Origin of the sequence: Pseudomonas sp. Cab53, from assembly GCF_018325965.1 — a bacterium.
GTDB lineage: Bacteria > Pseudomonadota > Gammaproteobacteria > Pseudomonadales > Pseudomonadaceae > Aquipseudomonas > Aquipseudomonas chlororaphis_E.
Window position 1 is genome coordinate 4,099,574 of sequence record NZ_AP021902.1, and the last position, 26,662, is coordinate 4,126,235.

Annotated in this window: 21 protein-coding genes, 3 tRNA genes and 3 pseudogenes; 7 read left to right on the top strand and 20 right to left on the bottom strand. The window is 60.8% G+C overall.

Going from position 1 to position 26,662, the window contains the following annotated elements:
- Positions 1-105: 105 nt before the first annotated feature.
- The 8 genes from KI241_RS17815 to KI241_RS17850 all read right to left on the bottom strand — a co-directional run bounded on the left by KI241_RS17815 (position 106) and on the right by KI241_RS17850 (position 7,338).
- Positions 106-378, bottom strand: a complete 273-nt coding sequence (locus KI241_RS17815; RefSeq protein WP_002552737.1) for an HU family DNA-binding protein — start codon at positions 376-378, stop codon at positions 106-108.
- Positions 379-526: 148 nt separating this feature from the next.
- Positions 527-2,923 (bottom strand): endopeptidase La, encoded by a 2,397-nt coding sequence (gene lon, locus KI241_RS17820; protein WP_042727837.1) that lies wholly within the window; start codon positions 2,921-2,923, stop codon positions 527-529.
- A gap of 220 nt (positions 2,924-3,143) precedes the next feature.
- Entirely contained in the window at positions 3,144-4,427 is a 1,284-nt protein-coding gene (clpX, locus tag KI241_RS17825) for an ATP-dependent Clp protease ATP-binding subunit ClpX (RefSeq protein WP_042727838.1), read from the bottom strand.
- A 107-nt stretch (positions 4,428-4,534) separates the two neighbouring features.
- Positions 4,535-5,176, bottom strand: a complete 642-nt coding sequence (clpP, locus tag KI241_RS17830) for an ATP-dependent Clp endopeptidase proteolytic subunit ClpP (RefSeq protein ID WP_003183177.1) — start codon at positions 5,174-5,176, stop codon at positions 4,535-4,537.
- A 92-nt stretch (positions 5,177-5,268) separates the two neighbouring features.
- Entirely contained in the window at positions 5,269-6,579 is a 1,311-nt protein-coding gene (gene tig / locus KI241_RS17835; RefSeq protein ID WP_042727839.1) for a trigger factor, read from the bottom strand.
- A 422-nt stretch (positions 6,580-7,001) separates the two neighbouring features.
- A tRNA-Leu gene (locus KI241_RS17840) sits at positions 7,002-7,086 on the bottom strand.
- A 58-nt stretch (positions 7,087-7,144) separates the two neighbouring features.
- Positions 7,145-7,220, bottom strand: a tRNA-His gene (locus tag KI241_RS17845).
- 41 nt (positions 7,221-7,261) lie between these two features.
- Positions 7,262-7,338 (bottom strand) — tRNA-Arg (locus KI241_RS17850).
- Between the two features lie 281 nt (positions 7,339-7,619).
- Here KI241_RS17850 and folD point away from each other — a divergent pair.
- Both folD and pbpG read left to right on the top strand, forming a co-directional pair.
- The gene (gene folD, locus KI241_RS17855) at positions 7,620-8,474 is read left to right on the top strand and encodes a bifunctional methylenetetrahydrofolate dehydrogenase/methenyltetrahydrofolate cyclohydrolase FolD (RefSeq protein WP_042727840.1); all 855 of its coding nucleotides are present in this window, start codon (positions 7,620-7,622) and stop codon (positions 8,472-8,474) included.
- Between the two features lie 309 nt (positions 8,475-8,783).
- The gene (gene pbpG / locus KI241_RS17860; protein ID WP_123579785.1) at positions 8,784-9,722 is read left to right on the top strand and encodes a D-alanyl-D-alanine endopeptidase; all 939 of its coding nucleotides are present in this window, start codon (positions 8,784-8,786) and stop codon (positions 9,720-9,722) included.
- Between the two features lie 82 nt (positions 9,723-9,804).
- Here pbpG and KI241_RS17865 read toward each other — a convergent pair whose 3' ends face one another.
- Together KI241_RS17865 and KI241_RS17870 are read right to left on the bottom strand one after the other, a co-directional pair.
- Positions 9,805-10,005, bottom strand: coding sequence for a DUF6021 family protein (locus KI241_RS17865; protein WP_047739195.1), 201 nt, complete (start codon positions 10,003-10,005; stop codon positions 9,805-9,807).
- Between the two features lie 99 nt (positions 10,006-10,104).
- Positions 10,105-10,782 (bottom strand): PA2778 family cysteine peptidase, encoded by a 678-nt coding sequence (locus KI241_RS17870; RefSeq protein ID WP_042727843.1) that lies wholly within the window; start codon positions 10,780-10,782, stop codon positions 10,105-10,107.
- Positions 10,783-11,005: 223 nt separating this feature from the next.
- Here KI241_RS17870 and KI241_RS17875 point away from each other — a divergent pair, with 223 nt between their 5' ends.
- Positions 11,006-11,170, top strand: a complete 165-nt coding sequence (locus tag KI241_RS17875; protein ID WP_212802824.1) for a hypothetical protein — start codon at positions 11,006-11,008, stop codon at positions 11,168-11,170.
- A gap of 91 nt (positions 11,171-11,261) precedes the next feature.
- Here KI241_RS17875 and KI241_RS17880 read toward each other — a convergent pair whose 3' ends face one another.
- Together KI241_RS17880 and KI241_RS17885 are read right to left on the bottom strand one after the other, a co-directional pair.
- A complete protein-coding gene (locus tag KI241_RS17880) occupies positions 11,262-12,020 on the bottom strand; it encodes a TerC family protein (RefSeq protein ID WP_042727844.1) in 759 nt (252 codons plus the stop codon).
- A 25-nt stretch (positions 12,021-12,045) separates the two neighbouring features.
- A complete protein-coding gene (locus KI241_RS17885) occupies positions 12,046-12,297 on the bottom strand; it encodes a hypothetical protein (RefSeq protein ID WP_042727845.1) in 252 nt (83 codons plus the stop codon).
- A gap of 137 nt (positions 12,298-12,434) precedes the next feature.
- Between KI241_RS17885 and nhaR the strand changes: the two genes are divergently transcribed.
- Positions 12,435-13,331, top strand: coding sequence for a transcriptional activator NhaR (gene nhaR / locus KI241_RS17890; protein WP_042727846.1), 897 nt, complete (start codon positions 12,435-12,437; stop codon positions 13,329-13,331).
- Here the strand turns inward: nhaR and KI241_RS17895 are convergent.
- Positions 13,328-14,488, bottom strand: a complete 1,161-nt coding sequence (locus KI241_RS17895) for an MFS transporter (protein WP_042727847.1) — start codon at positions 14,486-14,488, stop codon at positions 13,328-13,330. The two genes, nhaR and KI241_RS17895, sit on opposite strands and share 4 nt — an antisense overlap.
- A 277-nt stretch (positions 14,489-14,765) precedes the next feature.
- Here KI241_RS17895 and sstT point away from each other — a divergent pair.
- A pseudogene (gene sstT / locus KI241_RS17900) lies at positions 14,766-15,994 on the top strand (serine/threonine transporter SstT).
- Positions 15,995-16,083: 89 nt separating this feature from the next.
- On the opposite strand, the gene KI241_RS17905 reads toward sstT, so the two are convergent.
- Entirely contained in the window at positions 16,084-16,593 is a 510-nt protein-coding gene (locus KI241_RS17905) for a DUF1993 domain-containing protein (protein ID WP_042727849.1), read from the bottom strand.
- A 131-nt stretch (positions 16,594-16,724) separates the two neighbouring features.
- On the opposite strand from KI241_RS17905, the gene KI241_RS17910 reads away from it, so the two are divergent.
- Positions 16,725-17,372 carry a DUF480 domain-containing protein gene (locus KI241_RS17910; RefSeq protein WP_042727850.1) on the top strand — a complete coding sequence of 216 codons (648 nt, stop codon included), beginning with the start codon at positions 16,725-16,727 and terminating at the stop codon, positions 17,370-17,372.
- Here the strand turns inward: KI241_RS17910 and KI241_RS17915 are convergent, their stop codons facing one another.
- Entirely contained in the window at positions 17,373-18,191 is an 819-nt protein-coding gene (locus tag KI241_RS17915) for a shikimate 5-dehydrogenase (RefSeq protein WP_123579783.1), read from the bottom strand.
- Positions 18,192-18,369: 178 nt separating this feature from the next.
- On the opposite strand from KI241_RS17915, the gene KI241_RS17920 reads away from it, so the two are divergent.
- Entirely contained in the window at positions 18,370-18,720 is a 351-nt protein-coding gene (locus tag KI241_RS17920) for a hypothetical protein (RefSeq protein WP_042727852.1), read from the top strand.
- A 191-nt stretch (positions 18,721-18,911) separates the two neighbouring features.
- On the opposite strand, the pseudogene KI241_RS17925 reads toward KI241_RS17920, so the two are convergent.
- The 5 genes and pseudogenes from KI241_RS17925 to KI241_RS17945 form a co-directional block, all read right to left on the bottom strand.
- Positions 18,912-20,428, bottom strand: a pseudogene (locus KI241_RS17925) (nucleobase:cation symporter-2 family protein).
- A 141-nt stretch (positions 20,429-20,569) separates the two neighbouring features.
- A complete protein-coding gene (locus tag KI241_RS17930) occupies positions 20,570-21,388 on the bottom strand; it encodes an arylamine N-acetyltransferase (protein ID WP_042727854.1) in 819 nt (272 codons plus the stop codon).
- Between the two features lie 100 nt (positions 21,389-21,488).
- Positions 21,489-22,283, bottom strand: coding sequence for an exodeoxyribonuclease III (xth, locus tag KI241_RS17935; RefSeq protein WP_212802825.1), 795 nt, complete (start codon positions 22,281-22,283; stop codon positions 21,489-21,491).
- A gap of 69 nt (positions 22,284-22,352) precedes the next feature.
- On the bottom strand, positions 22,353-24,932 hold the full coding sequence (locus tag KI241_RS17940; RefSeq protein ID WP_123579782.1) for an EAL domain-containing protein: 2,580 nt from the start codon (positions 24,930-24,932) through the stop codon (positions 22,353-22,355).
- 96 nt (positions 24,933-25,028) lie between these two features.
- A pseudogene (locus KI241_RS17945) lies at positions 25,029-26,599 on the bottom strand (diguanylate cyclase).
- Positions 26,600-26,662: the final 63 nt, after the last annotated feature.

Below are 26,662 nucleotides of genomic sequence, written 5' to 3' on the forward strand. Positions count from 1 at the left end.
CTCGAACCTGCAAGCCCTGGCGTGCCAGGCCGGTCGTAACCGGCCGTATTACCGCTCCGCTGCCAAGCCAGGCATGACCCCGACCCGGATAAACTCAACGAAACCTTAGTTAACGGCTTCTTTCAGCGCTTTACCGGCTTTGAAGCCTGGCTTCTTGGCAGCGGCGATTTCCAGTGTCTTGCCGGTCTGCGGGTTGCGACCGATACGAGCTGGACGGTCAGTCACGGAGAAAGTACCGAAACCTACCAGAACAACGGAGTCGCCAGCCTTCAGAGCGCCAGTGACGGATTCGATTACAGCGTCCAGCGCACGGCCAGCAGCAGCTTTCGGGATATCAGCGGATGCAGCGATAGCATCAATCAGTTCCGACTTGTTCACTCTAAGTCCCCTTATATCTATTTGAGATGATTCTAAGTTTTTTTGGTGAAAGCAAAAACGAGTGCTGAATGGCCTGCAGACACTTAAGAGCCGCTTTATAACAAGGGCTCTAAAAAACTGTCAAGGAAGCCCCCCAGGCAAATGCGTATTAATGCGTGCTAATTCTTTCCTTAGAGTCAGACTCGCGCTTTTCGTCCTTCGCGACTATCTCCGGAGCCACATCCGGCAAGGGCTCCGGCGCGTATTGCAGCGCAATTTGCAGGACCTCGTCAATCCATTTAACCGGTTTGATCTGAAGATCTTGCTTAATGTTGTCAGGAATTTCCTTCAGATCACGGACATTCTCTTCCGGAATGATCACGATCTTGATCCCGCCACGGTGTGCCGCCAGCAGTTTTTCTTTCAAGCCACCGATCGCCAGTACCTGGCCACGCAACGTGATTTCACCCGTCATGGCCACGTCGGCGCGCACCGGAATCCCGGTCAAGGCCGACACCAGCGCCGTGCACATGCCCACGCCGGCGCTCGGGCCGTCCTTGGGGGTCGCCCCTTCAGGCATGTGGATATGGGTGTCGCGCTTCTCGTGGAAATCCAGGGGAATGCCCAGGCTGCGGGCACGGCTGCGCACCACCGTCAGCGCCGCGGTGATCGACTCGACCATCACGTCGCCCAAGGAACCGGTCTTGATCAGCTGACCCTTGCCCGGTACCACGGCTGCCTCGATGGTCAGCAATTCGCCACCGACCTGAGTCCAGGCCAGGCCGGTCACCTGGCCGATCTGGTCCTGCTGCTCGGCCAGGCCGTACTTGAATTTGCGCACACCCAGGAAGTGCTCCAGCAGGTCGGAAGTGACCTTGACCGCGAAGCGTTTTTCCAGCGCATGCTCCTTGACCGCCTTGCGGCAGACCTTGGCAATCTGGCGCTCCAGGCCCCGCACACCGGCTTCGCGGGTGTAGTAGCGAATGATGTCGCGGATCGCCTCTTCGTCGAACTCCAGCTCGCCTTTCTTCAGGCCGTTGGCCTGGATCTGCTTGGGCGAAAGGTACTTCACGGCGATGTTGATCTTCTCGTCCTCGGTGTAGCCCGGCAGACGAATCACCTCCATCCGGTCCAGCAAGGCTGGCGGGATATTCATGGAGTTGGAGGTGCAGAGGAACATCACGTCCGACAGGTCGTAGTCGACCTCCAGGTAGTGATCGTTGAAGTTATGGTTCTGCTCCGGATCGAGCACTTCGAGCAACGCAGAGGCCGGATCGCCGCGCATGTCGCTGCCCATCTTGTCGATTTCATCCAAAAGGAACAGAGGGTTGCGTACACCCACCTTCGTCATCTTTTGAATCAATCTTCCTGGCATCGAACCGATGTAAGTACGGCGATGACCACGGATTTCCGCTTCATCGCGCACGCCGCCGAGGGCCATGCGGACGAATTTACGGTTGGTGGCGTGGGCAATCGATTCCGCCAGGGACGTCTTACCCACCCCGGGAGGACCGACCAGGCACAGCACCGGGCCACGAATCTTTTTCACGCGTTTTTGCACGGCGAGGTATTCGAGGATACGTTCCTTGACCTCTTCGAGGCCGTAATGGTCGGCGTCGAGGATGTCCTCGGCACGCGCCAGGTCCAGCCGCACCTTGCTCTGGGCCTTCCACGGCACCTGGACCAGCCAGTCGATGTAGGAACGCACCACGGTGGCTTCGGCAGACATCGGCGACATCTGCTTGAGCTTGTTCAGCTCGGCCTGGGCCTTGGCCAGGGCATCTTTTGGCAGCCCCGCGGCATCGATGCGCTTTTTCAGCTCTTCGATTTCGTTGTGGCCTTCGTCGCCATCGCCCAGCTCCTTCTGAATGGCCTTCATCTGCTCATTCAGGTAGTACTCGCGCTGGCTGCGCTCCATTTGCTTCTTGACGCGCCCGCGGATGCGTTTCTCGACCTGCAACAGGTCGATTTCGCCGTCGAGCAATGCCAGCACGTGTTCGACACGGGCCGACAGGTCGATGATCTCGAGGATTTCCTGCTTCTGCTCGATCTTGAGGGCCATGTGGGCCGCCATCGTGTCGACCAGGCGTCCAGGTTCGTCGATGCTGTTCAGCGAAGACAGGACCTCGGCAGGCACCTTCTTGCCCAATTGCACATACTGTTCGAACTGGGACAGCAGGCTGCGGACAAACACCTCCGATTCACGCTCGGGCGCATCGACCTCTTCGATCAGCGACACTTCGGCACGGCAGTGACCGTCCACTTCGCTGAAGCGCTCGACCGTACCGCGCTGCTCGCCCTCGACCAAGACCTTGACAGTGCCATCAGGCAGCTTGAGCAGTTGCAGAACCGTGGCGATCGTACCTACGCGATAGAGTGCGTCTTCGCCGGGATCATCGTCGGCAGGGTTTCTCTGAGCCAGCAGGAGAATCTGCTTGTCGCCCGTCATCGCAGCCTCGAGGGCTTCGATAGACTTCTCGCGCCCCACGAACAGCGGGATAACCATGTGCGGATACACCACGACATCGCGCAATGGCAGGAGAGGCAATTCGATGGTTGTCTTCATGATTTCGCCTCTACGGCGGCCCTAGGGCCGGAAACAGATGGAAGTAAGCTTGAAACCAAGATGGGGGCAGCCTTGAAAAAAAACAAGCGCTAAGGCTGATGCCTGACGGTTAAAAGAAATAAAAGTCATGCACAACCCTATGTGGCGAGGGGATAAATCCTCTCGCCACATAAAAGCAAAGGGGCCCGAAGGCCCCTTCTTTGTTCCGGCAGCGGGACGCTTAGGCGTCCGGCGCGGCCTTGGCAGCCGGCTCACTGTTTTCGTAGATATACAGTGGCTTGGACTTGCCTTCTATGACGCTTTCATCGATCACGACTTTACTCACCTCAGACTGCGAGGGGATTTCATACATCGTGTCGAGCAAGACACCCTCGAGGATCGAACGCAACCCACGGGCACCGGTCTTGCGTTCCAGGGCACGTCGGGCGACCGATTTCAGCGCGTCGGAACGGAACTCCAGGTCTACACCTTCCATTTCGAACAGCTTGGCGTATTGCTTGGTCAGGGCATTCTTCGGCTCGGTCAGAATCTGCATCAACGCCGCTTCATCCAACTCGTCCAGTGTCGCCAGGACCGGCAGACGACCGACGAATTCCGGGATCAGGCCGAATTTGACCAAATCGTCAGGCTCGACTTCACGCAGGGATTCACCGACTTTCTTGCCCTCTTCCTTGCTGCGCACTTCGGCGTTGAAACCGATGCCGCCGCGGGTGGAGCGGTTCTGGATGACCTTTTCCAGCCCAGAGAACGCGCCGCCGCAGATGAACAGGATGTTACGGGTGTCGACCTGCAGGAATTCCTGCTGCGGATGCTTGCGACCACCTTGGGGCGGTACGGAAGCGACCGTGCCTTCGATCAACTTGAGCAAGGCCTGTTGCACGCCCTCGCCGGAAACATCCCGGGTGATGGACGGGTTGTCGGACTTGCGGGAAATCTTGTCGATTTCATCGATGTAGACGATGCCCATCTGGGCCTTTTCCACATCGTAGTCACACTTTTGCAGCAACTTCTGAATGATGTTCTCGACATCCTCGCCAACATAACCCGCTTCGGTCAGCGTGGTTGCGTCAGCAATGGTGAACGGAACGTTCAGCAAGCGGGCCAGGGTTTCGGCAAGCAGGGTCTTACCCGAGCCTGTCGGGCCGATCAGCAGGATGTTGCTCTTGCCGAGTTCGACCTCGTCATTCTTCTTGTCACGCTGGTTCAGGCGCTTGTAGTGGTTGTACACCGCTACGGCCAGTACCTTTTTGGCACGTTCCTGACCAATCACATACTGATCAAGGATGCCGCTGATTTCTTTAGGCGAAGGCAATTTATGCGCGCTGCTTTCGGCCTGGGCTTCCTGCACCTCCTCGCGGATGATGTCATTGCACAGGTCGACGCACTCGTCGCAAATGAAGACCGAGGGGCCGGCAATCAATTTGCGTACTTCATGCTGGCTTTTGCCACAGAAGGAGCAATAAAGCAGTTTGCCGTTGTCCTCGCCGTTGCGGGTGTCAGTCATTCGATCGATCCAAATCCGATAGGCTTGCAACACAAGATGAAGGCAATTGCGGGCTTTTTCAAGCCCGCAGGCGGCCGGTCATCCCAACCACCTGCATTTTGAGCGGCTTAGGCAGGCATTTGACGCTTGTTGATCACCGAGTCGATCAGGCCGTATTCGGCGGCACGCTCGGCGCTCATGAAGTTGTCACGCTCGGTGTCACGCTCAATGGTTTCGAGGCTTTGGCCGGTGTGATGGGCCAGCAGCGAATTCAGGCGCGAACGGATGTGGAGGATTTCCTTGGCATGGATGTCGATGTCCGACGCCTGGCCCTGGAAACCGCCCAATGGCTGGTGAATCATCATGCGCGAGTTCGGCAGGCAGTGACGCTTGCCCGCTGCGCCACCGGCGAGCAGGAACGCGCCCATGCTGCAGGCCTGGCCGATGCAGATGGTGGAAACGTCCGGCTTGATGAACTGCATGGTGTCGTAGATCGACATACCCGCCGTCACCGACCCGCCAGGCGAGTTGATGTAGAGATGGATATCCTTGTCCGGGTTTTCCGCTTCAAGGAACAGCAGTTGCGCCGCGACCAGGTTGGCCATGTAGTCTTCAACGGGGCCGATCAGGAAAATGACGCGTTCCTTGAGCAGGCGCGAGTAGATGTCATAGGCACGTTCGCCACGGGCGGACTGCTCGATAACCATCGGGACCAGGCCGCCTGCGGCTTGGATGTCAGAGCTCTGCTGATAAAAAGAATTGCGGGACATGTCTCGCAGTCACTCCCAAATAGTTATGTCTTGAATACGCATAAGCCAGCACGAAGGCTGGCTTATGGTGTGTATTTCCTACCGCAAAACAATCAATCGGCTTGTGGAGCTTCCACCGGCTTGACCGCTTCTTCGTAAGAGACCGCTTTATCGGTCACGCTAGCTTTCTGCAGAACAGTATCCACAACTTGTTCTTCCAGCACAACCGAACGGACTTCGTTCAGTTGCTGCTCGTTCTTGTAGTACCAGGACACGACTTGCTCAGGCTCCTGATAAGCCGAGGCCATTTCCTGGATCAGCTCGCGAACGCGGGTTTCGTCAGGCTTGAGTTCGAACTGCTTGACCACTTCGGCAACGATCAGGCCCAGCACGACGCGGCGCTTGGCCTGCTCTTCGAACAGCTCGGCCGGCAGTTGGTCCGGCTTGATGTTGCCGCCGAACTGCTGGACGGCTTGCACGCGCAGACGGTTCACTTCGTTGTCCAGCAGAGCCTTTGGCACTTCGATCGGGTTGGAGGCCAGCAGACCGTCCATGACCTGGTTCTTGACCTTGGACTTGATGGCCTGGCGCAGCTCACGCTCCATGTTCTTGCGAACTTCGGCGCGGAAACCGTCAAGGCCGGTTTCCTTGATACCGAACTGGGCGAAGAACTCTTCGTTCAGCTCAGGCAGCTTCGGCTCGGAAACGCTGTTGACGGTCACGGTGAACTCGGCGGCCTTGCCGGCCAGGTCCAGGTTCTGGTAGTCCTCTGGGAAGGTCACGTTCAGCACGCGCTCTTCACCCGCCTTCGCACCGACCAGGCCATCTTCGAAGCCTGGGATCATGCGACCGGAGCCCAGCACCAGCTGGGTGGCCTTGGCGGAGCCGCCGGCGAAGACTTCACCGTCGACCTTGCCAACGAAATCGATGTTCAGCTGGTCTTCGTTCTGGGCAGCGCGATCGGCCACTTCGAAACGGGTGTTCTGCTTGCGCAGGATGTCCAGCATCTTGTCCAGGTCAGCATCCGACACATCGGCGCTCAGACGCTCGACGGCAATGGAGTCGAAACCGGCAACGGTGAACTCCGGGAACACTTCGAACGTTGCAACGAACTCCAGGTCCTTGCCCTTTTCCAGCACTTTAGGCTCGACGGACGGCGCGCCGGCCGGATTCAGCTTCTGCTCGACCACCGCTTCGTAGAAAGAAGACTGGATCACGTCGCCCACGGCTTCCTGGCGTGCATCAGCTTCGTAACGCTGACGGATCACGCTCATCGGCACTTTGCCTGGGCGGAAACCTGGGATTTTGGCCTTTTGGGCAGTCTGCTGCAGACGCTTGTTGACCTGAGTCTCGATGCGCTCAGCCGGCACGGTGATGCTCATGCGGCGCTCAAGAGCAGAAGTATTTTCAACAGAAACTTGCATGGATATTCCTCGTTGCACAGACGTTGGCCGGGCGTTTCCGACCCCAGAATCAAGGGCATGCATTCTAGTAGGTCAAACTCAAGAAGTCACCCTACTGAAAACGGGTAGGAAACAGGCGCCGAATTTAGGAGCGGGGCAAACGGTGATGCCTCGCACGAATTACAAATACAGCTGATCAGCCAAAGGCTCTGCACCAACGCTTCCTTTATATAGAAGCGCAGGCTCGACACACGCGACACCCAGCCCCACGAGGAGACCAACGGGCATCCTGCGCATCATCACGAAACACAATCGTGACCAACCTCCCCCTGCACACCACCCGAAAACGGCGCCAGCGGACAGGCACAGAAGCCCCGAAAACAAAAACGGCGCAGCCCTTTTCAGGTACTGCGCCGTTTTCTGCTATTAAATAGCGACTTGTATGGTGCGGACGGAGAGACTCGAACTCTCACACCTTGCGGCGCTGGAACCTAAATCCAGTGTGTCTACCAATTCCACCACATCCGCGTATCAAGCTTTTAAAGCAAAGGCGCCAGATGATTACATCTGGCGCCTTTCTAGAATATGGGGTGGACGATGGGGATCGAACCCACGACAACGGGAGTCACAATCCCGTGCTCTACCAACTGAGCTACGCCCACCATATTGCCTTGTTGCGTTACTTGTGCCAAAGCTGCCTAAATGGCGCACCCGGCAGGACTCGAACCTGCGACCATCCGCTTAGAAGGCGGATGCTCTATCCAGCTGAGCTACGGGCGCCTTTTTAATCTGTATTCTTGGACGATTACAAACTAAGTGCTTTCAGCTTTACCGAGTTGAAACAACCAACTCTGCGCCGCCTTCTTAACCAGTGCTAGGCTGTGCCCGACAAGTGCGACGAATGTTATAGACGGCCTGATAGGTCGTCAACTCTTTTTTAAAAAAAATTCATTTAATTAAAGGGGTTAGGGGAATTTGCAGACCAAGCGCCTTTGCCCTCACGTCCCGGCATGCGAGAATGCGTTCTCTTTTTTTCCCCTCTCGATGGTTAACCACGCGCAATGACTGCACAACTTATCGACGGCAAATCGATCGCCGCCAGCCTGCGCCAGCAGATCGCCCAACGAGTCACCGAGCGCCGCCAGCAAGGCCTGCGCACGCCCGGCCTTGCGGTGATCCTGGTCGGCAGCGATCCTGCCTCTCAGGTTTATGTCTCGCACAAGCGTAAAGACTGTGAAGAGGTCGGCTTCCTTTCCCAGGCCTACGACCTGCCTTCCGAAACCACTCAGCAAGCGTTGGCCGATTTGATCGACCGCTTGAACGAAGACCCGAACATCGACGGCGTGCTGCTCCAGTTGCCACTGCCTGAACACCTCGACGCCTCCCGGCTGCTGGAACGCATCCGTCCGGACAAGGACGTCGACGGCTTCCATCCTTATAACGTCGGCCGCCTGGCCCAACGCATCCCACTGCTGCGCCCCTGCACCCCCAAGGGCATCATGACGTTGCTGGAAAGCACCGGCGTGGATCTCTACGGCCTCGACGCCGTGGTGGTGGGCGCCTCCAACATCGTTGGCCGGCCGATGGCCATGGAACTGCTGCTGGCCGGCTGCACCGTCACCGTGACCCATCGCTTCACCAAGGACCTGGCCGGCCACGTCGGCCGTGCCGACCTGGTAGTGGTCGCCGCCGGCAAGCCTGGCCTGGTGAAGGGAGAGTGGATCAAGGAAGGGGCCATCGTCATCGACGTGGGCATCAACCGCCAGGAAGACGGCAAACTGGTAGGCGACGTGGTCTACGAGACCGCCCTGCCCCGCGCCGGCTGGATCACGCCAGTGCCCGGCGGTGTTGGCCCGATGACCCGCGCCTGCCTGTTGGAAAACACGTTGTACGCAGCAGAAACGCTGCACAGCTGATACACGTTAAAAAAACCTGTGGGAGCGAGCTTGCTCGCGATAGCGGTGTGTCAGTCAACTGGATGTTGGCTGGTTCATCGTTATCGCGAGCAAGCTCGCTCCCACAGATGTTTCTGGCGACGGATTTTGCCGCCAAATTACATATTTTTCAGATTCGTTTCGCCAAAATCCCCCTCCATGAAACTTTATTTATTCACAAGCCTCGGCGATACAGGCATGTAGCGCTGCTGTCGCCCATACTCCTAAAATGCGACGGTTTTTTTAAAGCCGTTACTCAACGGCACCTTCAACTCCATCGAGTCTACTCGCGTGAAAATCCGTCTTTCGATCCTCAGCCTGCTCTTCGCTTTCACAGGCACCTTTATCACGCACACTGCCAGCGCACAGGAAACGATCGCGGCCCCACGGGACACCACCAAGCTGCAAGTTGCCTCGGGCAGCGCGCTGCTGCTGGACCTGCAGACGGACAAGGTGGTCTATTCGAATAACCCGGACGTGGTGGTCCCCATCGCATCGGTGACCAAGTTGATGACCGGCCTGATCGTGCTGGACGCCAAACAGAACCTCGACGAATACATTTCCATCACCATCGCCAACACCCCGGAAATGAAAGGGGTGTTTTCCCGGGTCAAGCTCAACAGCGAACTGTCGCGCCGGGACGTCCTGCTGATCGCCCTGATGTCATCGGAAAACCGCGCCGCCGCCAGCCTCGCCCACCATTACCCGGGCGGCTACGCCGCGTTCATCGCCGCCATGAACGCCAAGGCGAAGGCCCTAGGCATGACCAGCACCCACTACGTGGAACCCACGGGCCTGTCGATCCACAACGTTTCCACCGCGCGCGACCTGACCAAGTTGCTGATCGCCGCGCGCAAGTACCCGCTGTTGAGTGAACTGAGCACCACCAAGGAAAAGACCGTTACCTTCCGCAAGCCCGTCTATAGCCTCGGTTTTCGCAACACCGACCATTTGGTCCACAAGGCCAACTGGGATATTCAACTGACCAAGACAGGCTTCACCAACGAAGCCGGCCATTGCCTGGTGCTGGTCACGAAAATGGGTAATCGGCCAATGGCGCTGGTGATCCTCGATGCGTTTGGCAAGTACACGCACTTCGCCGACGCCAGTCGGATTCGCAGTTGGGTGGAAACCGGCAAAAGTGCGAGCGTGCCGGCGGTGGCGCTTCAATACAAGGCCGCCAAGAACCTAAAGAGCCGCCAGACCGGCGTGGTAGAAGCGTCCAAGTAATCTGTCCACGCCAGCCTGGACCCGTGGCGAGGGAGGCTTCAAACAGCCCGGCGCAAGCCAACCCTTGCCACGACCTGCCGGTTCAGGGTTTCAGATCGCCCAATGGGTCGTAGGCCCGGGATTGCGCCTTATCCTGCTTTTCCTTATCCAGCGGCGCCTTGGCCGGGCCGACCGGATCGACCTGAGGATCATCGAGGTCTGGCGAATCCGGGTCGAAACCCAGGTCATCACCGGACGAATGATCTGACGAATGTGGGCCCGTAGGTGTTTTCGACTGTGCCATCGCTGCCTCCTCAAATCATGGCCGGGAACGTCCCGACCCTGACGGTAAGAGCCTCAGGCGTGCCGGGTCGTGCCCGGCAAGTGACGAACGGGGCCGCCATCAATGTGCGGCATTCAGCGTCTGCGTGGCCCGCGCAGCGGCTTGTTCCTGCCCCGCCCCGGCCAACTCCTGCGCGGCCTTCAACCAGCGCTGGGCGTCGACATTGGCCGGAAGCTGGGTCGGCCGCTGCACCAGCACCGCCCAGGCGCCTGCGTTCTGGTAGTCCGATTCGAAAGCGCCGAAGCTCATCGTTTCACGGCGATTCATGCCGGATCGCAACAGGACCGTCTGCTTCTGACGGTTGTAGCCGGCCAGGATCCCATAACGTAGCTCAGGCCAGAACGGTGTACCCGCGTTATAGCGCACCAGGACCGGGTAGCCGGCGGCGACCTGTTCCAGCAACGCAGGCAACTGGGCACGCAGTGGATACACCACGAATCCGTACTGGCGCGCCAGGGTTTGCATGTTCTGCTGCAAATCAGCCTCGCCGCCCGGCAGGTGCAAGGGTTTTTCCAGCAACCCAGGCGTGATCACCGTGCCTTGGAACGTCAACAGCGCCGCCAGGGATTGCGGCGCGCCCTGATACATCTCGCCTCGGTAAAACGGCACGCTGTTGAGCTCCACCCGCTCAGGCAGGCTCCGGATCCTTGGCGACACATCGCTCGCGCAACCCGCCAGGGTAGCCAGGCATACCGTCGCCAGGACCAGTGATCGAAAAGAGGGAATGAGCGGCAACATGAAGACTCTCTTGTTCAGGCACCCGACGTTAGAGCCGGGCTGGGGCTGTCGATCATAAAGCGCCCATGGGCCAGGGTATAGCCTTAAACAGCAGTCCCTATGGCTGGATAGAACGAACCGGTCCGTTCTGGCCGCCACCCATCGACTGCCTGAAACACTGCATGGACTAGACTGTCCATTGAACTGAGTGCGTTGTCCCGGAACGGGATAAAAGGAGGCACAGATGAGCCTGACGACGACAATTCTGATGCTGATATTTGGCTGGCTGAGTGTGGCGACCGCCATGTTGTGGGGTGTGCTTCGCATCGCTCGACGCCACCATCACGCGCCGTCCGTCCAACCGAAAAAAACCGCAAGACCCGCCCGGCGCCACGCTGCGGCACACTGACGTTTCTTTCCCATACATCGCGATCACGCCCACGCAGAGGTGGAAACGAGCCGCCCGGACCTGAGTCCGGGCGGTTTGCATGCGCCTGGAATCAGGCGTTGTCGGTCAAGGTCTTATGCGCCCTCTGCTTGGCGCGGCGGGACATCATGTTCAACACTTCGATGGCGGCCGAGAAAGCCATGGCGGCGTAGATGTAGCCTTTAGGCACATGGGCACCAAAACCTTCGGCGATCAGCGTCATGCCGATCATGATCAGGAAGCCCAGGGCCAACATGACCACCGTCGGGTTGTCATTGATGAACTTGGCGAGCGGTTCAGCCGCCAGCAGCATCACCAGCACCGAAACCACGACGGCGATGATCATGATCGGCAGATGCTCGGTCATGCCCACGGCAGTGATGATGCTGTCGATGGAAAACACCAAGTCCAGCATCAGGATCTGACCGATCGCGGCAGCAAAACCCAGGGTCACACCGGACGACGCGGTCTTGGGATCATGGGGCGCCGGGTCCATGCTGTGATGGATTTCGGTGGTGGCTTTCCACAACAGGAACAGGCCACCGGCGATCAGGATCATGTCTTTCCAGGAGAACGCCTGGCCCAGGATCTCAATGACAGGTTCGGTCAATTGCACAATGAAGGCGATGGTGCTCAACAGGCCCAGGCGCAGGATCAGCGCCATGCCGATACCGATTCGCCGTGCCTTGGTACGGTGCTGCACAGGCAGCTTGTTGGTCAGGATCGAAATGAAGATCAGGTTATCGATGCCGAGCACGATCTCCATCACGACCAATGTTGCCAAGGCGATCCACGCGGTGGGGCTGGCGGCGAGCTGTAAAAGATAATCCATGAGTCAGTCCTGGCTGATGTGCGGGTTAAAGGGTCTTGGTCGAGGTTTCGGGTTCTTCGGCGTCGTCCGCCGGCTTTTTGCCGGGGTTGATCAACCCTCCGCTGGCTTCGCTGAGGGCCTGTTCGGCGGCCTTGTGGGTATCGTCGATGGCCTGCTTGGCCGTTTCTGCGGCCTGCCCCATCAGTTGCTGGGCGCTTTTTTCGGCTTGCTCGCAACCTGCCAGCGCCATGGAAGCTGTAACGAGCATCGCGGCAAGACCCAAGGATTTATAGCTCATGAATGAATGCCTCTTTAGAAATACCAAGCGCACGAAAGGTGGCCCTCCAATGGCAGGGCATTCTAGAGACGACAACACTTCAGGAAAATTCGTATTTTTAGCGGTTATACTTCGTTTTTTACGAACTGTGTGACCCCATGCTCAATTACCGACAATTGCATTACTTCTGGGTCGTGGCAAAAACCGGCAGCATCGTGCGCGCCTGTGAACAGTTGAACCTGACACCGCAAACCATCAGCGGCCAGATCGCCCTGTTCGAACAGACCTATAACCTCAAGTTGTTTCGTCGTGTCGGGCGGCAGTTGGAACTGACCGAAGCCGGCCGCCAGACGCTCCCCTATGCCGAACACATGTTCCAGATTGGCGGGGAATTGGAGTTGATGCTGCGGGCCCAGCCCAACGAACAGCAGACGCTGTTTCGGGTGGGCGTGGCGGACGTGGTGCCCAAGTCCATCGTCTATCGCCTGCTGGCACCGACCATGGAGCTTGCCGAAGCGCTGCGTATCACCTGCCGCGAAGACAAGCTCGAACGCTTGCTGGCGGACCTGGCGATCCAGCGCTTGGACCTGGTGATTTCCGACAGCCCGATGCCAACCCACCTGGACATCAAGGGCTACAGCCAGAAGCTGGGCGAGTGCGGCATCAGTTTCTTCGCCACCGCCGCGCTGACCGAACGCTACGGGCAGGATTTCCCCCACGGCCTGCATGACGCCCCGCTGCTGATTCCCGGGCCGGAAACCGTGGTGCGCAGCCGCCTGCAACGTTGGTTCGCCGAACAACAGATCCAGCCGCGCATCGTCGGCGAGTTCGACGACAGCGCCCTGATGCAGGCCTTCGGTCAATCAGGCAGCGGGATTTTCATCGGCCCGAGCGTGATCGCCGAAGAGGTCAAGCGCCAGTACGGCGTCGAGGTGATCGGCCAGACCGATGCGGTCAGCGAATCCTTCTACGCCATTTCGGTGGAGCGCAAAGTCAGCCACCCGGGCATCGTCGCGATCGCCGAAGGCGCGCGGCGCGAACTGTTCAGCGCCTAGCCGTTGGAGCACACGGCGCGGGGCTTGAAGGTCATCAGCAGCATGGCCAGCAGAATCGAGACCAGGATGAACCCGGCCGCGGCAAAACCCACCTTGCCCAGGCCGAGGGTATCGATGACCCGGCCACCGACCATTGCCCCCAGGCCAATCCCCAAGTTGGCCCCGGCGATGTTCAACGATGCTGCAAAGGCCGGGGCTTGCGGCGCGGCCTTCATCAACCGGACATGGCTGACCAAGAACAGCGCCGCCTGGGTCACGCCCCAGATGCCCATCGCCGCCGCCAGGCCGAGGGTCGAGTGGATGCTCGGCACCAGCGCCACCATGCCGCCGATCATGAACAGGCAGAACACCATCGAGGCGATCAACGGGTGCCGGTCTACCGCCCGTCCGCCCAGGGAGTTGCCCACCAGGCCCACCGCACCGAAGCCCATCAGGCACCAGCCCACCAGCGTGCCATCGAAGCCGGCGAGGCGTTCGAGGATGTCCGCCAGGTAGGTGTAGGCGGTGAACATGCCGCTGAAGACCAGGATCGACAGCAGCACATGCCCTTGCATCAATGGGCTGCGCAGGATCTTGAATTGCGAGCGAAAGCTCACCTGATGCTGGTGCAGGTTGGTTTTCGGCAGATAGATGAACAGCAGCAAGGCCTTGGCAAAGGCAATCACCGACAGGATCGCGAAGGCGCTGCGCCAGCCGAATGCATCAGAAATCAGCGTACCCACCGGAATGCCGAACACCGTGGCGCAGACGATGCCGAAACCGATCCGGGCGATGGCACGCCCGGCGTGCTCCGGCCCGACGATGTCCACCGCCGTTTCACTGGCCAGCGCCCAGAACACTGGCAGACCCAGGGCCGGCAGCAACCGGGCAACGGCCATCACCCAGATGTTGGGGGCAAACGTCGCCAACAGGTTGGCCAGGCCGAACATTATCAGCACGCTGATAAACAGCTTGCGCCGCTCGAAACGAGCGAACCAGGCGGTCAGGAACGGCCCGAACGCCGCCACGGTGAACGCAAACAACGTCACCAGCAGCCCGGCCTGGGGGATGCTCACCTCCAGATCACGGGCAATGGATGGCAACAGGCCAACGATGACGAACTCCGTGGTCAGCACGGTGAACCCGGCGGCCGACAACAGGAAAATCGGTAACAACATGCAAACTCCAGCAAAACGACGACACCAGCGGTAGCCCAAGGGCTCGCTGGCGGAGATAGAAAGTGAGAGGGGCACAGCCTAACAGAATGCGCCCGAGAGAAAAACGCAGTTGAACCGCGCAGTGACGGATCGTCACAGGTCCGTCAGACTTTTCGGCGGGCTGTGATAAAGTCCGCGGCCTGCAAACGCCGTCGTTCCCCCGGTCCGCTCATGTGGCCTGCCCGCTTGTTGCCCTGACGCGTCGACCGTCGCACACAATAAAATCAGAGATGCCGCTATGACTGCTTCGTCCCCGTCCGTTTTCCAACGCCTCACGCGCACCAGCCTGGTGACGCAAATCATCATCGGCCTGATCGCCGGTATCGTCCTGGCATGGCTGGCGCCCGAGCTGGCGAAATCCACCGCCTTCATTGGCAAGGTCTTCGTCTCCGCGCTCAAGGCCGTGGCGCCGATCCTGGTGTTCGTGCTGGTCATGGCGTCGATCGCCAACCACAAGCACGGCCAGGAAACCCATATACGGCCGATCCTGTTCCTCTATTTGCTGGGCACGTTCGCCGCGGCCGTGGTCGCCGTGGTGGCCAGCACGCTGTTTCCGTCCAGCCTGGTGCTGTCGAGCCAGGACGTTGCCGTCACCGCCCCGGCGGCATCGCCGAAGTATTGCAGAGCCTGGCGCTCAGCGTGGTAGACAACCCGGTCCGGGCACTGATGGACGGTAACTTCATCGGCATCCTCGCCTGGGCCATCGGCATGGGCATCGCCATTCGTCATGCCGGCGAAACCACGCGCACCGTGCTCGACGACCTGTCCAACGGCGTAACAGTGATCGTGCGCCTGGTGATTCGCTTCGCCCCGCTGGGGATTTTCGGACTGGTGGCTTCGACCCTGGCCACGTCCGGCTTCGGCGCCCTGCTCGGCTACCTGCACCTGCTGACCGTGCTGATCGGCTGCATGCTGTTCGTGGCCCTGGTGGTGAACCCGCTCATCGTCTTCTGGAAGCTGCGTCGCAATCCGTTCCCGCTGGTGTTCACCTGCCTGCGCGAGAGCGGCATCACGGCGTTCTTCACCCGCAGTTCGGCGGCGAACATCCCGGTGAACCTGGAGTTGAGCAAGCGCCTGGGCCTGCACGAGGACACCTATTCGGTGTCGATCCCGCTGGGTGCGACCATCAACATGGCCGGTGCTGCCATCACCATCACCGTACTGACCCTCGCCGCCGTACACACCCTGGGCATTGCGGTGGATGTGCCGACCGCCGTGCTGTTGAGCGTCGTCGCGGCCATTTGCGCCTGCGGTGCTTCCGGCGTGGCGGGCGGTTCGCTGCTGCTGATTCCCCTGGCGTGCAGCCTGTTCGGCATTCCCAGCGAAATCGCCATGCAAGTGGTTGCGGTGGGGTTCATCATCGGCGTGCTGCAGGATTCGGCCGAGACGGCGTTGAATTCGTCCACCGATGTGCTGTTCACCGCAGCGGCTTGCCTGGGTGAGGAAGAGAAGCTCGCGCGCGCTTAGGTAGGGATGGAGCCTCCCCGACGTAACAAGCCAGCACAAAAAAGCCCGGAACGGCTCACACCGTTCCGGGCTTTTTCATGGCCGCGAGTTTAGAACGCGCCCATGTAGTCGCGCTTGCCCACTTCCACACCGTTATGGCGCAGCAAGGCGTAGGCGGTGGTGACGTGGAAGAAGAACTGCGGCAGGCCGTAGGTCAGCAAGTAGTTCTGGCCGCTGAAGCGCTTTTCCTTCGGGGTGCCTGGGCGAGTGACAATCTCGATGCCTTCCTTGCCATCGATCTGCGCAGGGCTGATGCCGTCGACAAAGGCCAGGACCTTGGCGATCAGGGCTTGCAGCTCGGCGAAGGTGGTTTCGCTGTCGTCATACTTCGGCACTTCGATCTCGGCCAGGCGCGCGGAAACGCCCTTGGCGAAGTCCACTGCGATCTGAACCTGGCGCACCAGGGGAAACATGTCCGGGTACAGGCGCGCCTGCAGGAAGGCTTGAGGGTCGATGTTCTTTGCGGTGGCGTGGGCTTCAGCCTTGTTCAGGACGTCGCTCAAGGCGTTGAGCATCTGCTTGAAAACCGGGATGGAAGCGGCGTACAGGGAAATGGTCATGGCGATCTCTTGCAGGTGGCTGGAATGGAGCGAATCAAACGGAGGCGATTATAGCCACGGCTTGTTGCATCGCTTGTCTTTTATTGCGCAAGGATTAGGCTAGGCGGCTTCCACAGCATAGGGAGCGCGCGATGAGCATCGAAGAACAAAACCAGGCCGAAGAACCACGGCTCACCAGCACGGAAATCCGCATCCTCGGCGCGCTGGTCGAGAAACAGGCGACCAACCCCGAGACGTACCCGCTGACCCTCAATGCCCTGGTCCTGGCCTGCAACCAGAAGACCAGCCGTGAACCGGTGATGAACCTCAACCCGGGCCAGGTCGGCCAAAGCCTGCGGGCACTGGAAGGCCGCGGTTTCACCAGGCTGGTCATGGGCAGCCGCGCCGACCGCTGGGAGCACCGGATCGACAAGGCCCTGGAGCTGGTCCCGGCCCAGGTGATCCTGATGGGCCTGCTGTTTCTGCGCGGCCCGCAAACGGTCAACGAGCTGCTGACCCGCAGCGCTCGCATGCACGACTTCGAAGACACCGAACAAGTGGTGCATCAACTGGAGCGCCTGATTGCCCGTGGCCTGGCGCTGCTGGTGCCACGTCAGGCCGGCCAGCGCGAAGACCGCTACGTACACGCCATGGGCGACCCGGCGGACATCGAAGCGATTCTCGCCGCCCGCCACCAACCCACCGAGCGTCATACGGCGGGCGGGGTGTCGCTGGAACGCATCGAAGAGCTCGAGGCGCGGATCGCGGCACTGGAAGAGCGCCTGGCAAGGCTGGAGTGATCAGGACCGGGCGAAGGCCACGGCTTTTTCAAACTGCTCAAGGTTGGGCCGCACCCCGGTATACAGCACGAATTGCTCCAGGGCCTGGAGCGCAATCACTTCCAGCCCGGTGATGACCCGCTTGCCTTCGGCCCGGGCGCGCACGATCAGCGGCGTTTCCGAGGGGATTGCCACCACATCGAACACGGTCTCGGCGGCGGCGATGGCCTCGGGGTCGAACGCCAACTGGTCGGCCTCCGGGCCGCCGGTCATGCCGATCGGCGTGACGTTGACCAGCATTTGCGGCCGCAGGCCACCCAGCTCGGCCTGCCATTCGTAGCCCAGGGATTCGGCCAGCGCCCTGCCGGCGGTTTCATTACGGGCCACGATCAACCCCTTCTTGTAGCCGCCGTCGCGCAAGGCACTGGCCACAGCCTTGGCCATGCCGCCGCTGCCGCGCAGGGCGAAGGTCGAATCCTTGGGTACGGCGTGGGTCTGAAGCAATTGCTCAACGGCGATGTAATCGGTGTTATAGGCCTTCAAATGGCCATTGGTGTTAACGATGGTGTTGATGGACTGGATCGCCGCCGCAGAAGGGTCCAGCTCATCGACCAAGGCGATGCAGGCTTCCTTGAACGGCATCGACACTCCACAGCCGCGAATACCCAGCGCGCGAATCCCGCCCACCGCGCCAGGCAAGTCCTGGCTGCTGAACGCCTTGTAATAGAAGTTCAGGCCCAGTTGCTCATAGAGATGGTTGTGGAAGCGCAGGCCGAAGTTGCCGGGCCGCCCCGACAGGGACATGCACAACTGGGTGTCTTTGTTGGGATTGATCTGCATGCGGTTCTCCTTGCATTCACTTTCAGACAGACGGGATCACCGCCCCGGCCGACCTTACACAATATTTACCCAACGGCGTTGTGAATCCTGAGAAAATCGCTGTCATAGCCAGTAACCCCGCGACCCTCATCGGGTCTGCTACAGACCACAGGCGACGGGGCCGGAACGAGGAACAGCCATGAAACGTAAACTTCCCATCATCGCCCTGCTCGTGGGGGCACTCGCGGTCACCGGCCAGGCTAGCGCACATGGTCGTGGTGGTTGGGAGGGGCCCGCAGTGTTCGGCGCAATCGTCGGTTCGGCCATCGTTGGCTCGGCCATCATCAACCGTGACCGGCCGGTGTATGTGCAGCAACCGGTCTATGTCCAACCGCAGCCGGTCTATGTGCAGCAGCCACCCCCCGTCTACTACCAACCTCAGCCGGTGTATGTAGAGCAACCCATCTACTATCGCCCAGCGCCGGTGTATTACGGGCCACCACGTGGCTATTACTACGGCCCACCTCGCGGTCATTACGGCCGCTGGTAACCCAATTGTTGTGACAAAAAAACCAGCCTGTGACCGCGCGTCACAGGCTGGTTTTTCAGTTATGGCGCAAAAAAGCAGCGCGATGTGGGAGCGAGCTTGCTCGCGAATGCAGTGGGCCTGTCACATCTTCATCACCAGACAAGCCGCCTTCGCGAGCAAGCTCGCTCCCACAGGTCAGTGCCGTTTATGGGTCAGACGTGCTCGCTGCTTTTCTGGCGCACCGGAGCCTGTTCGACTGGGTGGGACGGTTCGGCCACCACCGGGATTTCGTTGCCATCGCAGTCGTGCAGTTTGCCATCGCTGAAGTAATCACCTTCGCGCAGCGCCGCCAGGTCCTGGTAACGCAACACCCGCTCGGTACCCGCGGCGAAGACCGACTGCTGGTCGGAGTTGCCCGTGGTGAAGTGGTTGAACGCCAGGTTCAGCATGATCGCCATGATGGCCGAGGAACTGATGCCCGAATGGAAGATGGTCGCGAACCAGCTCGGGAAATGATCGTAGAAGTTCGGGGCCGCGATGGGAATCATGCCGAAGCCGATGGAGGTGGCAACGATGATCAGGTTGACGTTGTTGCGATAGTCGACTTTCGACAGCGTACGAATGCCACTGGCCGCCACGGTGCCGAACAGCACGATACCGGCACCGCCGAGGACCGAGGTCGGCACCGCTGCGATGACCCGCCCCATGAACGGCAGCAGGCCAAGCACCACCAGGAACACCCCGCCGGTCGCGACGACGAAGCGGCTCTTGATCCCGGTCACCGCCACCAGCCCGACGTTCTGGGCGAAGGCACTCTGGGTGAAAGAGCCGAAAATCGGCGCGATCATGCTCGACAGCATGTCTGCCCGCAAGCCGTTACCCAGGCGTCGGGAGTCGACCTTTGTGTCGATGATCTCACCCACCGCCAGGATGTCGGCGGAGGTTTCCACCAGGGTTACCATGATCACGATGCACATCGACAGGATCGCAGCGATGTGGAAGGTCGGCATGCCAAAGTGGAACGGAGTCGGGAAGCCGAACATCGGGCCCTGGCTGACCGCGGAAAAGTCCGCCATGCCGAGGAACACCGCAATCACGGTGCCGATGACCATCGCCAACAGAATCGACAGGCGCGAGATGGTGGCGCTGCCCATTTTGCTCAGCAGCAACACCAGCACCAGGGTCACCGCCGCCAGGCCGATGTTGGCCAGGCTGCCGAAATCGGCGGCGTGGCTGTTGCCCCCCATCGCCCAACGCGCCGCCACCGGCATCAGGGTCAGGCCGATGGTGGTGATCACGATGCCGGTGACCAGCGGCGGAAAGAACCGGGTGATGCGCGAAAACACCGGCGTAATCAGTAAACCGATCAGCGAGGCGGCGATCACCGCGCCGAGAATGGCTTGAAAGCCGCCCTCACCGCCGCTGCCGACAATCGCCACCATGGTCGCGACCCCCGAGAACGACACGCCTTGCACCAGCGGCAACTGGCAACCGAAGAACGGCAGGCCGAGGGTCTGCAACAGCGTCGCCAAGCCCCCGCGAACAACGACGCGGCAATCAGCAGGCCGATGTCCGCCGGCGACAGCCCGGCCGCCTGGCCGATGATCAACGGCACGGCGACGATGCCACCGTACATGGTCAACACATGTTGCAGGCCGTAGGCCATATTCGCGCCGACACCAAGGTTCTCGTCCTCGGGCCGTGGAAGTGAAACATGGGGCGTTTTCATGGTTCGGGGGTTCCCTGTTTTTTGTTATGCGCACACTGTATTCAAAACTTAGGACAAATGTCCATAGAGTTGTATACAACTTACCAGTCGCATCATGGACAGAGAGTCAGCGCCAGGATCAGGCGCTCCCCACTGCCCTGCTCAGAGCAACCCCATCACAGCCGGACGCAAGAGGTCCCGGGGCGGCAGTCGCAGGTCGAACTCGGTTTCCAGCAGCGCCATCAATTCATCGGCATCGGCGATCACGCGTCGCTCGCTCTCCTGCCCTATCCGGTGCACGGCATAGCTATTGCCGTTCAGGGTCTTGCGCAAACCGTCACCGGTGCGGGCCACCATCAGGCGCCCCATGAACGGCGAGTCAGGGTGACTGCACACGTACCAGTTGCCGACGGTGTAGTCGATGTCTTCCTGGCGTTGCAGGTCGAACAGGTACATCGGTCGCCATTCGTCACCGACCTTGGCACGCAACAGGTAGCCGTCCTCGTGCACGTCGATGCGGTACGGTTCATGGGGGGTGAATTGGCTGTCCCGGCTGTCCAGCAGCAGCGGCGCGGTGGGCACCATGCCGCCAAAGCCGACGTCGGTGATGTAGCGCACACCGTCGAACGTCACCAGGCTCAGACGATGGGTGCGCGCAGGCCAGGCACCCTCCGGAGCGTTCATCACCACCCGTCCGGTGATGCTCCGGGCTTCAAAGCCCAATGCCTGTAACAAGGCCAGGAACAGTTGGTTGAGCTCGTAGCAATAGCCACCACGGCCTTGCTCGAAGACCTTTCGCTCAACCGATTCGAGGTCGATGGCCACCGGCTGGCGCAGCAATGTCGAGATCGTTTCGAAAGGGAATTGGGCGGTGTGGCGTCTTTGAAGTTGCCCCAGCGTCTCGAGCGTTGGGGCGGGCGGCGTGTCGAAACCCAGGCGCCGCAGATAGCGGGCCGTATCGCTCAGTTGTGCACGACTCATGACGGTGTCCTTTACCGGTCTGGCGCAGCGCTACCAGACCGCGCGCTGCGGATGGCGCCAGGTATAAGCCATTACCCGTCGGGTGACAACGCTTCGCTGCTCAGCGCCGCTTGCGCGAAGCCAGGCGGATCCAGGTGGGCGCATGGTCGCTGGGGTGTTCCTCGTTCCGGACCCAGGCATCCACGCCCGCCTCGCTCAGGTAAGGGCTGGCCACCGGGTTGAGCAGCAAGTGATCGATGCGCAGTCCGGAGTTTTTCTGCCAGTGCTGGCGGAAATAATCCCAGAAGGTGTAGATCCGCTCGTCCGGGTACAGGTGGCGCAACGAATCGGTCCACCCCTGGTCCAGCAGACGCTGGTAGCACTCGCGGCTCTGCGGTTGCAACAACGCGTCCTTGAACCAAGAGCGCGGGTTGTAGATGTCCAGGTCGGTGGGCACCACATTGTAGTCGCCGGCCAGCACCACCGGGTGATCGCTGGCTTGAAGCCCTTGGGCGTACTCGATCAGCCGCTCGAACCAGGCCAGCTTGTACTCGAACTTCGGCCCTGGCTGCGGGTTGCCGTTGGGCAGGTAGAGACACCCCACCAGCACGCCGTGCACCGCGGCCTCCAGGTAGCGGCTGTGGCTGTCGCCTTCGCCACCGGGCAGGCCGCGACGGCTCTCCAGCGGCTGCGCATCACGGGCGAGAATCGCCACGCCGTTCCACGACGCCTGACCGTGCCAGATCGATCCATAGCCCACCGACTCGATCTCCGCCGCCGGAAAGTCCTTGTCGAGCGCCTTGAGTTCCTGCAGGCAGACGACATCCGGCTTCTCTCGCTCCAGCCATTGCAACAGGTTCGGCAGCCGCGCCCGGATGCCATTGATATTGAAGGTCGCGATACGCAGGTTTTTCATGGGCCAACACTCGAAAGACCGGGACACTGGCTGTGACCGGCGACAACGCCCGGTGGTTGCAACGCGTCCTCAGGAACCGGTTTTCGACAACGCCTGACGGTCTTGCAGCAGGTGCGCGAAGGCCTGTTTGTCGATCGGGCGGCTGAGGAAGTAACCCTGCACTTCATGGCACTGGTCCGAGCCCAACGAGCCCAGTTGGGCCAGGGTCTCGACGCCTTCGGCCGTCACCGTCAGGCCCATGGCCTTGCCGAGGTTGATGATCGCCTGCACCACCGCCCGGTCATTGCTGCTGTTGCTCATGGAGGCGATGAAGCGTTTATCGATCTTGATGCCGTCGAACGGGTACGTGCGCAGGTAGCCGAGGGACGAATAACCGGTGCCGAAATCGTCCATGTTCAAGCGCACACCCAGTTCCTTCAGGGCGTTCATGGTGTGCAGCGCGCCGTCCACGTCGTTGAGCATCACGTTCTCGGTGATTTCCAGTTCCAGGCGGCTGGCCGGAAACCGCGTCTCGATCAACACCCGGCGCACGTCTTCCACCACGTCGCTGCGCTCGAACTGCGCTGGCGACAGGTTGACCGACACCATCAGTTCGCCGGGCCAGCTCAGCGCGGTTTCACAGGCTTCGCGCAATACCCAGTGGGACAGCGGCACAATCAGGTCAGTCTGTTCGGCCAGCGGAATGAACGCATCGGGGCCCAGTAGCCCCTGGGTCGGGTGCTGCCAACGCACCAGCGCCTCGACGGCGACGATGTCACGCCCATCGACGGTGTAGCGCGGCTGGAAATGCAAGACGAATTCGTGTTGGCGCACGGCTTGGCGCAGGTCGCTTTCCAGTTGCCGACGGTGCTGGATCTGGTCGTTCATCTGCGAGGCGAAATAGCACCAGGTTCGCTTGCCTTCGGACTTGGCCTGATACAAGGCAATGTCGGCGCAACGGATCAGCTCACCGGGCACGTGGCCCTGGCGACGACTCACGGCGATGCCGATGCTGGCACCGATGTGCAGCGAATGGGTTTCGTAATGAATCGGTTGCTGCAGGCTCCCGATCAAGCGCTCGCAGAATCGGTCGATCTCGGTGGTGTGCTCCATGCCACTGAGCACCACCACGAACTCATCGCCGCCCAGCCGCGCCACCAGGTCCTGCTCGCGGGTACAGTCGCGCAGGCGCTGGGCCACTTCCAGCAATACCGCGTCACCGGCCGGGTGACCGAGGGAGTCGTTGATCGGCTTGAAGTTGTCCAGGTCCACCATGAGCAACGTCAAGGGTGGGGCATGCTCCTTGGCCAGCAGCGCGTCGTCCAGGTAACGTGCCAGCTTGTTGCGGTTCGGCAGGCCCGTCAGCGCATCGTGCAACGACAGATGCTGGACCTGGGCGTGGGCCGCCACCTCGTCGGTGATGTCACTGGCGGTGCCGCGGTAGCCCACCACCGCGGCCTTGTCGATAATCGGCCGCGCCGACACCCGGCAGAAGCGCAATTGCCCGGAATGATCGCGGTAGGAGCAACGCAGGTTGCTGGCGCTCTGCTCCTGGGTGAGCGTGCCCAACCAGAGGGCGATCGGCGTCGTGTCGCAGTACAGCAGTTGTTCGATGTCCTGCCCCAGCCATTGTCGATCGGAGAACCCGGTAACGGTGCCGAAGCGTCCGGACAAGTAGGTGATATGCCCTTCGCCGTCGATTTCCCAGATCCAGTCGGAGGCCGCTTCCGCCACGGCGCGAAAGCGTTCCTCGCTGGCTTCCAGGGCCTGCGTCGAGCGCTCCAGGCTGTCGTAGCTGGCATCCACCTGGCGCGCCGTGCGCAGGGCATAGCGGAAGAAATAAGCCGTCAGCAGCGCCAGGATCAGCAGCGCGCCGCCCAACGGCGGCAACAGCGACCACAGCAGATGCTGGCCCGGACGCTCCAGGCGCGAGACCAGGCTGTAACCGGTGCTGTCCAGCGGCACGGCGGGCTGGCCGGGCGCCAACTCGGAATCCTTGACCAGGTGCAGGTCGGTCAGCCCGTAGTTCTGGCCCAGCGCGCGCAGCTTGACATGGGTCAGTTGGTCGACGAACACCAGCACCGATGTACCTTGGGGCGCGACCCGAGGGCGCTCGTCATTGGGCAGGATCACCGAGGCCGTGACGATGGCCGGCCAGCCCTCGAACAGGGTGTAGCGGACCGCCGGGGCGGTCAGGTCGGCCTGCGCCTGTAACTGATCCACCAGCGGCTCCAACGGCATGTCCATGTGGGCGCGCGCGTCAGTCTGCTGGTGCTGCCCACGTACCACGGCGTACTTGGTGCGCTCACGGTCGATGACGAACACGCCTTCATAGCCGTCATTGGTGAACAGGGTCTTGCCCATGTTCTGGTCGGCATAGGCCCATTGCACGTCGACCTCGCCGTTGAGGTGCTCGTAGGCCGTGGTCCAGTAGGTGTAGCTGGTGATGTAGTTCTTCGACGCCGTGATTCGGTTTTCCACCGCGCGTTCGGTGTAGAAAAAATTCTTGCGCACATCTTGCGCGTCGAGTTGCCGTGCAATGTTGAACAGCGCGACGACGGCCACCAGCACCCCCAGTACAAACAGCCCACCGACGGCCGCCACCAGGCGACGGGTAATCGGGGTGTGACGAGGGGTGTTCGAACGCGTAGTCGTGGCTGCAAAATCCATTGGCCTGCTCCTGTCCTGTCGACACCGGCTTCGATGTCAAGAAGCGCCGTGTCTGAACAATGGACCCTGGCCAGGCCTCGATGATTCCAACCAATCTCAGCGGTCCGAGCGCTCCAGCGCGTCGAGGCCGCCTTCCGTGGACAAGGCCGCCACGCGATTGCGCCCATTGTGCTTGGCTTGATAGAGCGCCGCATCGGCCCGCTGAATGAACACCTCGATGCTGTCCAGGCTGCTGGGGACGAAGGCATAGCAGCCCAGGCTCACGGTCAGGTAGCCGGTGGGGGAACCGGAATGGGTGATGTGCTTGTCGATCACCCGGCAACGGATCTGCTCGGCCAACGCCAGGGCGCCCTGCAGGTTGGTATCGGGCAGCAGCACCCCGAACTCCTCGCCGCCATAGCGCACCGCGAGGTCGGCCTTGCGGTGGCAGCAGTCCTTGAGCACCTTGGCCACCTCCGCCAGGCAATGGTCCCCGGCAACGTGCCCGTAGGTATCGTTGTAGCGCTTGAAGAAGTCGATATCGAGCATGATCAGGCTCAGCGGGCTGCGCTGGCGGGCACCGCGGCCGAACTCGACATCCAGCGCCCGCTCGAACAGCCGACGGTTCGCCAGCCCGGTCAAGCTGTCGTGGGTGGCGATCATTTCCAGGGTTTTCTGGGCCTTGCGCAAGTCCGCCTCGATCCGCTCGCTGTTGCGCACCTGGCGCACGAAGACCCAGCCGAACAGGCAGATCCCCACGACCACCAGGGCCACGATCAGGCTGGACTGGAATGCCCTGTCGTGCCATCCGGCCAGGATCGCATCTTCAGACATTGCGGCGGTGACCATCAGCGGGTAGCTGCGCAAGTGATCGTGCCCGTAAAGCCTGACCACGCCATCGACGGTGGAACGGATGATCGAGTCGCCCGACATCGCGCCCGGCAGGTCGTGATTGAACAGGTTCTCCTCGGACAGTGGCCGGCCGATCCGCGCCTCATCGAAGGGGCGACGGGCCAACAGCGTCCCGTCGGACAAGGCCAGGGCCATCTCGCCTTTATCGTCCAGGCTGAAGCTTCTGAAGAACTTCTCGAAGTAGGACATCTTGATGCCGGCCATCAGGACGCCCTGGAAGTCACCGTTCGCATCGTTCAGGCGCCGGGAGATCGGAATGATCCATTCACCGTTCTGGCGGCTGTGAATCGCCGGCCCGATGTGGGCGATCAGGGACGCATTCTGTTGGTGGAAAAGGAAGTACTCCCGGTCTGCCACCCCTGCCCCCTTTGCAGATTGTCAAAGGAGGTCACGACCCAGTGGCCGTGCTTGTCGAACAGAAACAGACCATGCAACTGCTCGAGCGATTGCACCCGGCGTGCGAAGTTGTTTTGCAGGCGCGACTGCAAGGCCGGGCCGAACCCATCGACCTGGATCCAGTCCGCCAGGCTGTCGAGGACCACATCGGCCTGCAGGAACGTGTCCTGGGCCTGTTGGGCCATGGCCCGGGTCAGGTTGGCCGAGGCGATCCGCGCCGTCTCCAGGTCGTGACGGCGGGACTGCTCCACTTGCAGGTAAAGCAGACCACACAGGCACAGGCACACCGCCGCAATGAAAATGACTGCGGCCTTGAGCAAGGGTAGGCGTTTGAGGGCACCGCCGGGGGGATGGAACGGGTCGATAATGGGGATAGGCAAGCGAATTCCTGAGGGGGGCAAAACCCTGGGCAAACCGCTCAAAGCCCCCAATGCGCAAGAGCT

Coding starts and splice junctions, on each gene's coding strand:
- lon (WP_042727837.1), bottom strand. CDS start 2,923: ATGAAGACAACCATCGAATTGCCTCTCCTGCCATTGCGCGATGTCGTG.
- clpX (WP_042727838.1), bottom strand. CDS start 4,427: ATGACTGACACCCGCAACGGCGAGGACAACGGCAAACTGCTTTATTGC.
- clpP (WP_003183177.1), bottom strand. CDS start 5,176: ATGTCCCGCAATTCTTTTTATCAGCAGAGCTCTGACATCCAAGCCGCA.
- tig (WP_042727839.1), bottom strand. CDS start 6,579: ATGCAAGTTTCTGTTGAAAATACTTCTGCTCTTGAGCGCCGCATGAGC.
- folD (WP_042727840.1), top strand. CDS start 7,620: ATGACTGCACAACTTATCGACGGCAAATCGATCGCCGCCAGCCTGCGC.
- KI241_RS17865 (WP_047739195.1), bottom strand. CDS start 10,005: ATGGCACAGTCGAAAACACCTACGGGCCCACATTCGTCAGATCATTCG.
- KI241_RS17870 (WP_042727843.1), bottom strand. CDS start 10,782: ATGTTGCCGCTCATTCCCTCTTTTCGATCACTGGTCCTGGCGACGGTA.
- KI241_RS17875 (WP_212802824.1), top strand. CDS start 11,006: ATGAGCCTGACGACGACAATTCTGATGCTGATATTTGGCTGGCTGAGT.
- KI241_RS17880 (WP_042727844.1), bottom strand. CDS start 12,020: ATGGATTATCTTTTACAGCTCGCCGCCAGCCCCACCGCGTGGATCGCC.
- KI241_RS17885 (WP_042727845.1), bottom strand. CDS start 12,297: ATGAGCTATAAATCCTTGGGTCTTGCCGCGATGCTCGTTACAGCTTCC.
- nhaR (WP_042727846.1), top strand. CDS start 12,435: ATGCTCAATTACCGACAATTGCATTACTTCTGGGTCGTGGCAAAAACC.
- KI241_RS17895 (WP_042727847.1), bottom strand. CDS start 14,488: ATGTTGTTACCGATTTTCCTGTTGTCGGCCGCCGGGTTCACCGTGCTG.
- KI241_RS17905 (WP_042727849.1), bottom strand. CDS start 16,593: ATGACCATTTCCCTGTACGCCGCTTCCATCCCGGTTTTCAAGCAGATG.
- KI241_RS17910 (WP_042727850.1), top strand. CDS start 16,725: ATGAGCATCGAAGAACAAAACCAGGCCGAAGAACCACGGCTCACCAGC.
- KI241_RS17915 (WP_123579783.1), bottom strand. CDS start 18,191: ATGCAGATCAATCCCAACAAAGACACCCAGTTGTGCATGTCCCTGTCG.
- KI241_RS17920 (WP_042727852.1), top strand. CDS start 18,370: ATGAAACGTAAACTTCCCATCATCGCCCTGCTCGTGGGGGCACTCGCG.
- KI241_RS17930 (WP_042727854.1), bottom strand. CDS start 21,388: ATGAGTCGTGCACAACTGAGCGATACGGCCCGCTATCTGCGGCGCCTG.
- xth (WP_212802825.1), bottom strand. CDS start 22,283: ATGAAAAACCTGCGTATCGCGACCTTCAATATCAATGGCATCCGGGCG.
- KI241_RS17940 (WP_123579782.1), bottom strand. CDS start 24,932: ATGGATTTTGCAGCCACGACTACGCGTTCGAACACCCCTCGTCACACC.